This window comes from Anaerolineales bacterium (assembly GCA_015075725.1).
Lineage (GTDB): Bacteria > Chloroflexota > Anaerolineae > Anaerolineales > Villigracilaceae > Villigracilis.
Map to the genome: position 1 here is coordinate 1,311,486 of JABTTV010000001.1, position 14,104 is coordinate 1,325,589.

The window sequence follows — 14,104 nt, forward strand, 5'->3', positions numbered from 1 at the left end:
AAGCGTTTGGCAGACGATACGACTCCCTTGAACAAATACATCACCCTTCCGAAGGTGGAACTTCACCGCCATTTGGAAGGGTCTTTGCGTCTCTCCACAATGCTGGATATTGCGCGAAAGCATGGCGTGACGGTTCCCGTCTCGATGTTGAATTTGAGCGGTCTGGTGCAGGTGCAGGATAAGGACCCGCTGACGTTTTCCAATTTTCTCGAAAAGTTCAAGACGCTGAGGCTGTTCTACAAGTCGCCGGATGTGATTCATCGCGTCACGCGTGAAGCGGTGGAGGATGCGGCCAGGGATAACGTGCGCTATCTCGAGCTGCGCTTCACGCCGGTGGCGTTGAGCCGCGCGGAAGGTTTTCCGCTTCATGACGTGATGGATTGGGTCATCACCAGCGCGGGAGAAGCGGCGAAGGATTTCAAGATCAAGGTCGGGTTGATCGCTTCGGTGAACCGGCACGAAAGCCCGGAACTTGCCGAGCAGGTGGCATGGCTGGCGGTGGAACATCAGAAGCGCGGCTTGCGCGGGCTGGACCTGGCTGGGAACGAGGCGGAGTTCAAATCGGCGCCGTTCCATGAAATTTTCAAGGAAGCGAAGGGATCCGGCTTGCGCGTCACCATCCATGCCGGGGAGTGGGGACCGGCGGAGAACGTCCGCGATGCGATCGAGAACCTCGGCGCGGAACGGATCGGTCACGGCGTGCGTGTGCTCGAAGATGAGTCCATCACTGCATTGGCGAAGGAACGCGGCACGACGTTCGAAGTTTGTGTGACCAGCAACTTCCAATCGGGCGTGGTCAATGAATTGGAAAAACATCCCCTGCCGCACATGCTCGAAAAGGGACTCAAGGTCACGGTCAATACCGATGACCCGAGCGTATCGCGCATCACACTGGCGCATGAGTTCCAGATCGCTCATGAAAAATTGTTGATGCCGATCGACGCCTTGAAGAAAACCGTGCTGACCGCGGCGGAATCGTCCTTCCTGCCGGAAGCGGAGAGGGCGGAATTGGTCGGCTCATTAAAAGCCGAGTTGGCTAATTAGCCGCTCTTCCTGAACTGAACGTAAATTAGTATAATTCCGGTCTGATTTACCCCACCACATAGTATCAAGGATATCAAAGGCGCTCCTTTGTGTTCTTCGTAGTTTTGTGGTGTGAGTGATGCGGCTTTTACCCGCAAAATTTCACACTCCAAAGGAGACACACGATGAACGATCTATTTAAGTCCCGTGACGTATTGACCGTGGGCAGGAAAAAATACGTCTACTTCCGGCTCGATGCCCTCGAAAAAGCCGGGCTGACCAAACTCAGCAAACTTCCCTATTCCATTCGAATCGTGCTCGAAGCCGCATTGCGCCAGTGCAATGACCGCGAGATCACCCAGCAGGATGTGAAGAACATCGCCGCGTGGACTCCCAAAGGCGCTCGCCCGGGCATTCCATTCCTGCCGGGTCGCGTGGTGATGCAAGACTTCACTGGCGTGCCTGCAGTAGTAGACCTCGCCGCGATGCGTGCTGCCGTGGCTCGTTTGGGCGGCGACCCCAAGAAGATCAATCCGCTCGTGCCGGTTGACCTGGTCATCGACCACTCGGTGCAGGTGGATTTCTTCGCCACTGCCGAAGCGCTCAACCGCAACACTGAAGTTGAATTCCAGCGCAACCGCGAACGCTACGAGTTCCTCAAGTGGGGACAAAAAGCCTTCAGTAATTTCCGCGTTGTGCCGCCGATGACCGGTATCGTGCATCAGGTCAACTTGGAATATCTTGCTGATGTGGTGATGGTGAAGGAGACCTCAGAGGTTTCCGAAACCTCGGAGGTCTTGGCCTTCCCTGATACGCTCGTCGGCACCGACTCGCACACCACCATGATCAATGGCCTCGGCGTGGTGGGTTGGGGTGTGGGTGGTATCGAAGCCGAAGCCGTCATGCTCGGTCAGCCCATGGACATGCTGCTCCCCGATGTGATCGGTTTCAAACTCTACGGCAAACTCAAAGAAGGCGTGACCGCCACCGACCTCGTGCTGACTGTCACCCAAATGCTGCGCAAGAAGGGCGTGGTGGATAAGTTCGTCGAGTTCTTCGGCGAAGGGCTGGACAACATGTCACTGACCGACCGCGCCACCATCGCCAATATGGCTCCTGAATACGGCGCCACCATGGGCTACTTCCCTGTGGATGAAGAGACGCTTCGCTACATGCGCCTTACTGGTCGCTCCGAAGAAGTCATTGCCCGCACTGAAGTCTATCTCCGCGCGCAAGGACTCTTCCGTGAAGCGGACAGCCCCGAACCGGAATTTACCGACACGCTCGAACTGGATTTGGGAAGCGTTGTCCCTTCATTGGCTGGACCCAAACGCCCGCAGGACCGCGTCGCGCTTACGGATATGAAGGATACCTTCCGAAAAGCCTTGACCGCCCCGGTTAAAGATCGCGGCTTCGAACTCTCACCGGAGGCGCTCGCCAAAGAAGCGACCTTCGGAACCCCTACTTCGTCGGGGCAAGCCAACGGCGGCTCGACTCAGATGAAACATGGCGCAGTTGTTATCGCTGCCATTACTTCCTGCACCAACACCAGCAATCCGTCCGTGCTTGTCGCGGCGGGACTTGTTGCAAAGAAGGCGGTTGAAAAAGGCTTGAACGTCAAGCCGTATGTGAAGACCTCTCTCGCCCCCGGCTCGCGTGTGGTGACCGAGTATCTTAAGAAAGCTGGTTTGATCGACCCGCTCTCCAAACTTGGTTTCAACGTCATCGCATACGGTTGTACAACTTGTATCGGTAACTCTGGTCCGCTGCCCGGTGAAGTTGCCAAGGCTGTGACTGGTTCCGACCTCGTCGCCTCGGCGGTCATCTCCGGTAACCGCAACTTCGAAGGACGCGTGCATCCGCTCGTGAAGGCGAACTTCCTCGCCTCGCCTCCCTTGGTGGTGGCCTATGCCCTCGCTGGCACCGTCGATATCGATTTGAACAATGAACCGCTAGGCACTGACTCCGATGGCAAGGAAGTCTTCCTCAAAGACTTGTGGCCCACCCAGAAAGAAATTCAGGAATCCGTCGCCAAGTACATCACCCCTGAAATGTTTGAAGAGAAATATTCTGATGTCTTCTCCGGCTCGGATATGTGGCAGAACATCAGCGTCAAGGAAGGCGACCTGTTCGAGTGGAGCGAAGAATCCACCTACATTCATCACCCGCCTTACTTCCAATCCCTCACCCTCGATGTGCCGACCATTCAACCCATCAAGAATGCGCGTGTACTCGGCGTGTTCGGCGACTCCATCACCACCGATCACATCTCGCCTGCCGGTAACATTGCCGCAGATTCTCCCGCTGGCAAGTTCCTGCAAGAACGCGGCGTGCAGCCGAAAGACTTCAATCAATACGGCACCCGCCGCGGCAATGACCTGGTGATGGCGCGCGGTACTTTTGCGAACATCCGCCTCAAGAACCTCATGGTCGCACCCAAGGAAGGCAACTGGACCAAGCACCAGCCTTCCGGCGAAGTGATGTCCATCTTCGATGCGGCGATGAAATATCAAGCTGAAGGTGTGGGGAGCATCGTCCTCGCAGGCAAAGAATACGGCACCGGTTCGAGCCGCGACTGGGCGGCGAAGGGTCCCATGCTGCAGGGCGTCAAAGCCGTCATCGCGGAATCCTTCGAACGCATCCACCGCTCCAACTTGGTGGGCATGGGTGTGCTTCCGTTGCGTTTCGCCGAAGGTCAGAACGCTGAATCACTTGGGCTCGATGGCAGTGAAGTATTTGATATCGAAGGTCTGACCGACAGCATCCAACCCAAAGCCGAGTTGACGGTGAAAGCCAGAAAAGCCGACGGCAAGGTGATCGAGTTCAAAGCCACCGCGCTGCTGAACACCGACGTGGAAGTGAACTACTATCGTAACGGCGGCATCCTGCACACGGTGTTGAGGAATTTGGTGAAGTAAATAATCGTCATAGAAGCCCTGAGATTTTCTCGGGGCTTTTTTTATTTCCTGTCATTATGATCTTAAGGGAGGCGGGAATCTTATTCAGGAACAGGAAATCAACCAGCAGGAATATAAATTAAGAATTGCTTAAGCAAAAGTCTGATAGTTTTTGAAAGAGACTCAAGCCGAAAAGTTGACGGGAATTTGAGGTTCCTCATAGTAATATGTTAAACGATGTAATTGGAAAAATATTTATTCAGAAAGGTTGCTGCTATGTCGCAAAATAAAGTTTTGTTGTCATTCATTTTTGCATCCGCGTTTGCCGTCATACCGGGGGTCGCATATGCGCACGATGGTACAAACCTGGCATTGGGCGGATTCCTGAGCGGACTCGTCCACCCGGTATTGGGGTACGACCACCTGCTTGCCATGTTGAGCGTGGGCATCCTCAGCGCACAGATCGGTGGGCGTGCCATTTGGACGGTTCCAGCCACATTTGTGAGTGTCATGGCTGTGGGTGGATTGTTGGGCTTGATCGATATTGGGCTGACTGCCACTGAATTGGGCATTGCATTATCGCTCGTCATATTGGGTTCGGTGATCGCCGCCGAGCGCCGTCTCTCCATTCTGGTAGCGATGATCGGGGTGGGGTTCTTCGCCATTTTTCACGGGTATGCCCACGGCGCGGAGGTTCCGGAGACAGCGGAACCATTCCTGTATGCTCTGGGTTTTTTAATTGGAACAGCTCTTATTCACATCACCGGCGTGGTGATTGGGGATATTGCCCGTCACTATGAGCGCGGGAAGATCTCCTTACGAGTTGGCGGCGCGTTAATCTCACTGATAGGCGTGTTATTCATTTTTGGCTTCCTATAGGGAATTTCCATGATGACCAAACTGTTACAATGGGAAATCGGGGGCTTCTTTTTTATCGGGCTGATCGGCGCGGCATTGCACTTCACCTTCGAAATGAGTAATTTTTCCAGCATGGAAGTCGCTTATTTTTCGGCGGTCAACGAAAGCACCTGGGAGCATCTTAAGATGGTGTTCTTCCCCGGACTGGTCTTTGCCTTGATCCAGTACACCTATGTGCGGGATGTGGTCAATAATTATCTCGTCGCCAAGGTTGCGGGGCTTTTGATCATGCCACTGGTGATCGCAGTGGGTTGGTATATCTATGCCCCGCTCCTGGGACGCAGTTATTTTCCGGCAGACCTGTTCCTTTTTTATCTGGCGGTTTTTATTGGGCAGGTGGTCAGTTACAGGATATTAACCCGCCCGCCTCTTGAAGGAAATTACACCCGGACTGCCATCGTTGTCTTTTTCATCCTGTTTGCGGCTTTCTCCGCGTTCACTTTCTACCCGCCAAATATCTTTCTCTTCGAACATCTTGACCTGAAAGATACGGGGTTGTACGGCATCCTGCCCATGGAAGAAAACATCCGCTATCTGACCGCCCCAACACCGACCCCTGCGCCCTGACGGAGCTTAGATTTATGGATCATTCCTTTCTTGCGGATATTACAGATACGCGCCACATGGATGGCTTCGGCAAAAAGGGTGCCGGTCTTCACTGGCTCGTAAAACATCGCTTGCTGACTCCTGACACGCTGGTCGTGACCTATTCCGCAAGTGAAATGATCGAGCATGATCCACAGGCGGGGTCTGCGAAACTAAAAGACGCGCTGAAAGACAGGCTGGAATTTACAGAGCCATACGCAGTTCGCTCGTCGGCTAACCTTGAGGATGACAAGGAACTCTCGTTCGCGGGTCAATTTCTCACTCGGACGAACGTGCAGGGATTGGATGCTGTGATGAGCGCCATACAGGATGTGCTCAACTCCAGCAAGTCTGAAACCCTCCAGCCATATATGAAAAAACTTGGCGAGGCAGGCAAAGAGTTGAAGATGGCGGTGCTGATCCAGAAAATGGTCGTGCCGCAGATCTCCGGCGTGGCGTTCAGTAAAAATCCCACCACAGGTTTGGATGAGGTCGTCATTGAAGCAGTGCATGGTCTCGGCGAATCGTTGATGCAGGAGGGAATCACGCCTGCGCGTTGGATCTACCGCTGGGGTCAGTTCACAGCCAAACCTGAGTCTGAAGCGGAATTCGAGCGAGTGATTCGTGGGATCGCCAATGAAGCGCGCCGGATCCAAAAACTCTACGGCTCCCCCGTCGACCTGGAATGGGCGTACGACGGAAAGAATGTTTATTGGCTGCAAATCCGCCCCATCACTGCCCTGACGAATGTGCCGCTGTATTCCAATAGGATATCACGCGAGGTGCTGCCGGGCATCATCAAGCCGCTGATCGCGTCGGTCAACATTCCGTTGGTCAATACTGCATGGATCCGTCTGTTCGACTCGTTGATGGGCAAAACCCATCTCAAACCTGAAGACCTGACGTCCCTTTTTCATTACCGAGCTTATTTCAACATGGGGGCGATCGGCACGATCTTCGAAATCCTCGGCTTTCCGCGTGAAGGCCTGGAGATGCTGCTCGGCTTCAAACGCGAGAGCAAACGCCCGCCGTTCAGTCCATCCCTGAAGACGTTTCGGCACATCCCGCGTATTCTTTCGTTCGCCGTGCGGGCATGGACGTATGACCGAAACGTGAAAGCCGAACTTGCCGAATTCGAAACGCATATTCAAAAAACGCAGGCAGAGAATATCAAGTCCCTCTCCTCGCGCGAACTGCTGGCAAAGATAGACGAACATTTCAAGTTCAACACATTGGTGGCATATCAAAATATCGTCATCCCGATTCTGATGAGCATATACAACGCAGTTTTGAAATCGCAGCTCAAGCGGGCTGGAGTCGAGTTCGTGGATTTCAACCTGACCGAAGGGTTGCCCCAGGTGGAGGATTATGACCCGAACCATTACCTCGATGAAATGCTTAAAAATTTCAATGAACTTCCAATGCCTGTGCAGGAGAAGATCCGCTCGCTGAGCTATCGGGAATTAAAATCTGTGCCCGAAGCGGGTTCCTTTTTGCAATTGGTGGATGAGTTCATCAAACGCTTCGGACACTTAAGCGAAAGCGGGAACGATTTTTCGAAAACGCCCTGGCGCGAAGAGCCGGACAAGGTCATTCGCATGGCGCTGGATCATGCCGTATCTGCAAGGGACAGTCAAAAGACAACATGGCAGACGTTGAAAGCATCCGCCTTCCTGCGCATCCGGATGCGACCGGTCTATCGGCGTGCCCGCATCTTCCGCCTGCTGCGCGAGCAGATCAGCTCCATGTACACTTCCTCTTATGGCTGGTTCCGCGTGTATTTCAATGAACTGGCAGAGAGGCTGACAAAGAATGGCGCTCTCGATGCCCGTGATGATATTTTCTATCTCACCCGGCAGGAAGTCGGCTCGCTGGTGGAAGGTACGGGCAATGTGCAGGAGTTGAAGAAAAAGATTCAGGCGCACAAGGACAACATCGAGCGCAGCCGCGACATTGTGCTGCCCGAGATCATCTATGGCAATGCCGCCCCGCCGCTTGATCTTTTGAAAAGCGATGCCAAAAGACTCACGGGCATTCCCACCTCTTCAGGATATTACCAGGGACGCCTGAAGGTTGTACGCTCAAACGAAGATTTTCATCGGGTGGAAAAAGGAGATGTGATCGTCATCCCGTATTCTGATGTAGCGTGGACGCCTCTTTTTGCCAAAGCCGGGGCTGTTGTGGCGGAGTCGGGCGGGATCCTGTCTCACAGCTCTATCGTCGCGCGCGAATACGGCATCCCCTGCGTTGTTTCGGTCAACGGCGCCTGCAACCTATCCGATGGCAGCGTCATTATCGTGGATGGTTATCAGGGCGCCGTTCGTGTGCTAGGATAGTTTATGGAACCTTCAACTCTTATCGTAGTTGCGCTTGCAGGGTATTTGATCGGGTCGATCTCGTTTGCTCGGGTCGTTGCCCGATGGGTGAACCCGACTCGCAGCCTGGATGAGGCACGCAGGCACCACTCAGACCAGGGCTTGGAAGGAACCGTAAGCGGGATCGGCGCATCCACGGCTTCGGTTGCGTTCGGGAAAAAATATGGCGGCATCGTCGCGCTGTTGGATATCCTGAAAGCCTTCATCCCGATCCTGGCGCTGCGGCTTTACTTCCCCGACGGGATCTATCACTTCGTCTTTAGCATTCTCTGTATCCTTGGGCACAACTACCCCGTTTATTATCGCTTTCAGGGCGGGCGCGGACTTTCTCCGATGGTGGGCAGTCTGCTGGTCATCGAACCGCTGGGCATGATCGTCTGCATGGTGATCGGTGTCCTGTTGGCGATCCTTATTAATCAACCGCATACTTCGCTCATCCTTTGGTTCCCCATTATCGGATTATGGGGATGGTTCATTAACGATGACTGGGCGCTTGCAGTCTATGCAATTGTGCTGCTTGCGTTGTTTATGATCGCCGAGATCCCGGAAATACGACTGGCGCTGCAATACCGGAAACAAGGCAGAATGGACGAATACAACAAGATGATTCTCAACTCCGCGCCGCAGACCCGCATGATGAAAGATCTTGCCAGGCGCGTGCGGTTTTGGGACAGAGCGGATAACAATTAAAAGGAGCATTTCTAATGGACACAATCGATATGGTTAGTTTACTTGGTCTTGCTGTTATTTCGACCTTGATGGGAATTACATACGTACGCTTTCTCACAGTCCATCCCCTACGAATGGGTTGGTACATGTTTTTTACCACCTTGTTTCTCGCGGTCGATATCATCCTGATTGCCGTTCAATTCAACGGATGGGAGATCGCAGGCGCCTCCGTCCTGGCGTTTGTCGGTTTTTTGGCGGGATATATCTGGATGACCAAACGCCTCCTTGCGCGCGAGGATCCGCGTCCCATCCCGGCATTGAGGCGCAAAAAGGACGATCCTGGGCTGGGACATACCGCCGTCATCTATTTCACACACGGCGAGCCGGAGACCTATGATCCGATCGGCTGGATCAATCAATTCAACGAATTTGACGAGCAGAAGATTCCCTTTGTGCCATTGGTGGCGCGTCCCTTCTTTATTTATAGTTTGCGGCGCAGCTATCTGAGTGTTGGGCGGAGTGAACATCGCCGGACTCACCTGCGGATGGTCAAGGCGCTTGAGAATGAGATCCGCAAGGGCGGGGACACAACTACGCGTTTCTACATCAGCTTCCTGGATGATAATCCCCGTCCCGATGCGGCATTCATCCACGCGCTCAACGAGGGCGCCAGCCGGATCGTGGTGGCGGAGATCTTTGTATCCGACTCGAACCATACGCTTGAAGGGAAGCATCTGATCGAAGAGGTAGGCGCTCATGATCTGGGGGTCCCAGTCATTTATACGGGACCAATGTATGACTCCGAAATCATGCATTCCATGTTCGTGGAACGCGTCCATGCTCACATGAACGGCACCGATAAGTCAAAGGTCGGCGTCCTGCTGGTCGGACATGGGCAACCCGATGAATGGGACCGCGAGTTCGCCACCGAGACCGAACACGAGTTGCTTTTCCGCAACAAGATCCTGGACCGTTTCGAGGAGGCAGGCTTCGCGCGCGAAAATCTCAGCCTGGCATGGATGGAGTTCAAGGAACCCAAACCCGCACCCAAGATCGAGGAGTTCACCGCCAATGGCGTGGAAAAGATCTTTTACTTCTCCGCCGCCATCAGCGCTGACGCACTGCACAGTCAATGGGATGTGCCGCACCTGATCTCGAAAGCGCACAATCCTCGCAATATCCCCATCATCAACCTCGGGGCATGGAACGACGACCCCATCGCCATCCAGGCAATCAAGGAAAAAGTCCATGCCGCCATGGAGCGTTAATCAAGGACTGTCCGCCGTTTTCATGACCACAGGAAGCTGAAATATCCGAAGGGAAAAGGGCGCAAAGGTCCATGTAAATTTTCCCGCCAGAAACAGAAGCGCTTATTAAGATTGTTTTATTGGATGATAGGATTTCGAGAGGACAATCGAGGATATGTGAAGAGATGGAGTCAAATAAATATAACAATTTGATCATTGTCGGGTCGGGCCCGGTGGGGATGGTTGCGGCATTGATGTTTAAGAAACATTTCGAGAAGGTCACCCTGCTCGAGCGTCAGTCGAAGGAGGGGTTCCTCCAAACTCATGGCTTCACATTTCCAATTGTATTTATGCCGGCTTCGATCGAAATACTCAAAAGCATCGGTATTTGGGATGGAATTCATTCACAACGGTCTGAATTTTTTGGTGTGGTAATCCATAAGCGCATCTTTGGCAGGGAGTTTAAAATTGTCTCTTCAAAAGAGGAGGTGTATTCACACTGGAGAAATCATGCCATCACAAAACTCTATCAAAAGGTGATTGAAGAAGGAATTCAAATTCACTTCAATACCCAGGTGAAAAGCATTGATTTTGAAGGAAATATTTGCAGGGAAGCTACCTTGGGCGACCTGCCTTTTGATCTCTTGCTGGGCGCGGACGGAATCAACAGTCAAATCCGCGGGCTTATGGCAAAAGCGCATCCAGATTTTGATGAAAATGAATTCCGTCAGACATTTTTGGATAACTGGTATGCCTATCGCCTCCCGTCCAAAGGGGCCCTGCGCGAAAACTTCGCCGGGGGGAGGCGTTTTCTAGCATCGAATGTCTTCGTCGATAATCTGGCAGACTACCCAAGCGAGAAATTCCGCGTCGTTACCACAGGCATGCGGCAGCCGGAGGAGGAGATCAGTATCCTGATCAAGCATGGGGCGGAAGTGAGCCTGCCACGTGTGAAGGAATTGAACGAGGTTTTTTTTGGTCCGTTCGTGGAATCGAAAGAGGAGTTGGACGCGGCTTGGGAAAGTGGATATGCCGGAAAGTTCGAGCAGGTTTACGCACCGACGTTCACACTGAATAATGTCCTGCTTGTGGGAGACGCCGCGCATGGGTTCGAGAGCACCGGCGATCTGATCAATCTCGGCATCGCCTCCATCGGTTCCTTTCATGAAATCTTCACCCGGCACGTGGATATAAAGTCCGCTTTGCAGGAGTATGACCGCACGATCGGCGAAGACCTGCGCTTCTATGCGGATTTTTCCTACCGCAGAAGCAAAGAAAAGATCGGATTTGAAGTGGGATCGATCGAATTCGCATCGAGATTGGGACTTGCCAAACGCCATCCCACCCTGTTTGGAATTTATGAAGACGGATTTGAGATTTCCAGTTACATGAAAGCCTATAGAAGGGATATCATAAAAAGCAGGCTGCTGGTTTTCAGCATTCCGGTCCTGTTGTTCGTAATGATCATACTATACCAGTTTCAAATTTTATAAAGTTGCTTCATTGCAACGGCGACATCCGAACACCGTGCTGAGGAATTTGGTGAAGTAGTAGTAAAGCGTAATGCGTAAAAAGCGACTCGTGAAAAAGGGAAACTTTTATTTTTGGAGTGTTCTTGTCATATAATGGGGCCAATCGTTTTTCGGAAATTGAGGTATGTGTATGGCTCTCCCTTCCGGCACGGTAACATTTCTTTTTACCGACATCGAAGGCTCGACCACGCTTTGGGAGAAATATCCCGAAGCGATGAAAACCGCGCTGGCAGAGCATGATTCAATCTTGAGGGCGGCTGTCGAATCCAACTACGGACACATTATCAAAACCACTGGCGACGGAGTCCATGCGGCATTTGAAAAAGCACAGGATGCCGTCCACGCGACTGTTGAAGCGCAGCGCGCCTTACAGACCTCGGAATTTTTCAAGAACTCCGAGATCTCATTGCGTGTTCGTATGGGGCTCCACACGGGGGAAGCGGAACTGCGCGACGGCGACTACTATGGTCAATCCCTCAACCGCGCGGCTCGGATCATGTCCGTGGCGCATGGCGGGCAAATCTTGCTTTCGAATGCCACCGCAGAAGTCATCCGCGATGACTTGTCTCCAGCCATCACACTGCAGGATTTAAATGAGCATCGCCTCAAAGACTTGGCAAGGCCAGAACACATTTATCAAGTTAACCATGCAGATTTTAGACTGGATTTTCCACCGATCAAGTCGCTCAACTCGCTTCCAAACAATCTGCCTGTCCAATTGACATCCTTCATCGGGCGCGGGAAGGAAATAGGAGAAATAAAGGACGCGATCAACTCGGGGCGTTTCATCACGCTGACTGGTTCAGGCGGAACAGGCAAAACGCGTCTCTCCCAGGAAGTTGGCGCGCAACTACTAACATCTTTTCAGCATGGCGTGTGGTTCGTGGAACTCGCGCCGCTCAGCGATGAGGCGCAGATCATCCCTGCATTGGCGCAGGTGTTTGGTTTGCAGGAACTGCCGTTCAATCCGTTGGCGAAACTTGTCGAAGATTATCTGCGCGATAAAAAGCTGCTGCTCATTCTCGATAACTGCGAGCATCTCATCGCAGGTTGTGCGCGGCTTGCGGATCATTTGCTCCATCAATGCGCGGGACTCAAGATTCTTGCGAGCAGCCGCGAGGCGTTGGGGATTGCAGGTGAGGTTGCTTATCGGACTCCATCGCTTGCGGATTCGGAATCGACTCAACTTTTTGTGGATCGCGCCCACGCGGCGAACTCCAACTTCAAGCTGACCGATGCAAACGCATCTTCCGTCGCACAAATCTGCCACCGTCTCGACGGCATTCCTTTGGCGATAGAACTCGCCGCCGCACGGACGAAACTCCTTTCCGCGGAACAGATCGCCACGCGGCTGGATGATATGTTCCGTTTGCTGGTCGGCGGTAGTCGAACCGCGTTGCCACGTCAACAGACTCTGCGCGCGCTGATCGATTGGAGTTACGACTTACTCTACGATGAAGAGAAACGCCTGTTGCAATTCGCGTCGGTCTTTGTCGGCGGGTGGACGTTGGAAGCGCTGGAGTTCGTCGCGGAAGAACCGTCCACGCTGGAGTTGTTGGAGCAGCTTGTCAACAAGTCGCTGGTGGTGACGGAAGAACACGCAGGGCAGATGCGTTACTTCCTGTTGGAGACGATCCGGCAATACGGGAGGGAAAAGCTGTTAGAAGCGAAGCAGGCTGCGGCAGCGCGTGATCGGCACTTCATCCACTATAAAAATAGTTCGAGCGGATTATGGGATGTCAGTCTCGTATCAAGCGAGTCTAAAATCAAAAGATTGAGAGCCATGCAAGTGGAAATGGAAAACCTGCGCACGGCATTCGAATGGGGTTTGCAAAATGATGCGCAGGATGCATTGGATCTGGCAACGAACATTGCAATGTGCATGAGCATGACTGGGGGGCAGCTGGAGGGTATCACGGTCCTCAAAGCGGCAATGGAGAAGTTTCGCGCTCTGCCGCCCGCCGCAGGTGGCGACGCCGAACGTGTTCGAAAAGAAATATATGCTCATGGATGTTTTAACATGGGGATGCTGCTGCAGGGCACGAATGAAATTATGTTGTCGCGCAGTACCTTGCAGGAAGCCATTGCCATTGCCCGTGAACTCAGTGATAGACATATGCTGGGCATGGCTCTGGAAATGTACGCGAACGCCTCTGCCATGATCAAAGCCGAGGATACCCTTGCCGCCACACAGGAGGGTCTTGAAATCTTTAGAGAGATCAATGATAGCGCTGGGATGGCGATGGCGTATGGCAACCTGGCGCGCTGGGAATCGATCCACGGCAATTATCAGGAGGCAGAAAAATATGTGGCTTTGCTTCAGGCGCATATGAAAGATACGCCCATCTCTTTGCAGTCGGGTTTTACCAATTTGGGGCTGGGGATCGGCGCACGTGCGCGGGGTCACTTTGACCGTGCCCAACGTCACTTTACTGAAGGACTCAGGATCTTCAGTCAGATGGGGCACAAAGGTATGGTCATGGGGATGACATCCGAGATGGCGCACACACAACGCGCCCTGGGTAATTTCACGGAAGCCAAGAAAACCTACTTTGAGACCATCAAGGCTTATCAAAATTATGGCAATCGTCCCGCCGTGGCACATCAACTGGAATGTTTTGCGATGATCGCGGTGGTGGAGGAAGAACCGCAACGCGCTGCAAAATTATTCGGCGCGGCAGATGCCATCCGTGAGGCAACGGGTCATAAACCCACTGATGAAGAGCAAGCGGAAGAAGCGCAATTCATAACCCGACTCCATGCGATGCTATCTGATACGGAGTTCAACATACTCTGGGCAGAAGGCAAGTCCATGACGATGGAGCAGGCGATCCAGTTGGCGTTGGGTTGATACCAAA

Annotated in this window: 9 protein-coding genes; all 9 read left to right on the forward strand. The window is 53.0% G+C overall.

From position 1 onward, the window contains the following. Positions 1 to 6 precede the first annotated feature (6 nt). A complete protein-coding gene (gene add, locus HS100_06355; protein MBE7433517.1) occupies positions 7 to 1,044 on the forward strand; it encodes an adenosine deaminase in 1,038 nt (345 codons plus the stop codon). Between the two features lie 164 nt (positions 1,045 to 1,208). After that, positions 1,209 to 3,941 (forward strand): aconitate hydratase AcnA, encoded by a 2,733-nt coding sequence (acnA, locus tag HS100_06360; GenBank protein ID MBE7433518.1) that lies wholly within the window; start codon positions 1,209 to 1,211, stop codon positions 3,939 to 3,941. Between the two features lie 255 nt (positions 3,942 to 4,196). Then, positions 4,197 to 4,799, forward strand: coding sequence for a HupE/UreJ family protein (locus HS100_06365; GenBank protein ID MBE7433519.1), 603 nt, complete (start codon positions 4,197 to 4,199; stop codon positions 4,797 to 4,799). A 12-nt stretch (positions 4,800 to 4,811) separates the two neighbouring features. Beyond that, positions 4,812 to 5,405, forward strand: a complete 594-nt coding sequence (locus HS100_06370) for a hypothetical protein (GenBank protein MBE7433520.1) — start codon at positions 4,812 to 4,814, stop codon at positions 5,403 to 5,405. A 14-nt stretch (positions 5,406 to 5,419) separates the two neighbouring features. Next, positions 5,420 to 7,759: a hypothetical protein gene (locus HS100_06375; GenBank protein ID MBE7433521.1), complete on the forward strand. Its 2,340-nt coding sequence runs from the start codon at positions 5,420 to 5,422 to the stop codon at positions 7,757 to 7,759. 3 nt (positions 7,760 to 7,762) lie between these two features. Further along, positions 7,763 to 8,488 carry a glycerol-3-phosphate acyltransferase gene (locus tag HS100_06380; protein MBE7433522.1) on the forward strand — a complete coding sequence of 242 codons (726 nt, stop codon included), beginning with the start codon at positions 7,763 to 7,765 and terminating at the stop codon, positions 8,486 to 8,488. A gap of 14 nt (positions 8,489 to 8,502) precedes the next feature. Next, entirely contained in the window at positions 8,503 to 9,735 is a 1,233-nt protein-coding gene (locus HS100_06385) for a ferrochelatase (GenBank protein ID MBE7433523.1), read from the forward strand. Positions 9,736 to 9,899: 164 nt separating this feature from the next. Beyond that, positions 9,900 to 11,207, forward strand: coding sequence for an FAD-dependent monooxygenase (locus HS100_06390; protein ID MBE7433524.1), 1,308 nt, complete (start codon positions 9,900 to 9,902; stop codon positions 11,205 to 11,207). A 169-nt stretch (positions 11,208 to 11,376) separates the two neighbouring features. Next, positions 11,377 to 14,097, forward strand: a complete 2,721-nt coding sequence (locus HS100_06395) for an adenylate/guanylate cyclase domain-containing protein (protein ID MBE7433525.1) — start codon at positions 11,377 to 11,379, stop codon at positions 14,095 to 14,097. The last annotated feature ends 7 nt before the right edge of the window (positions 14,098 to 14,104 follow it).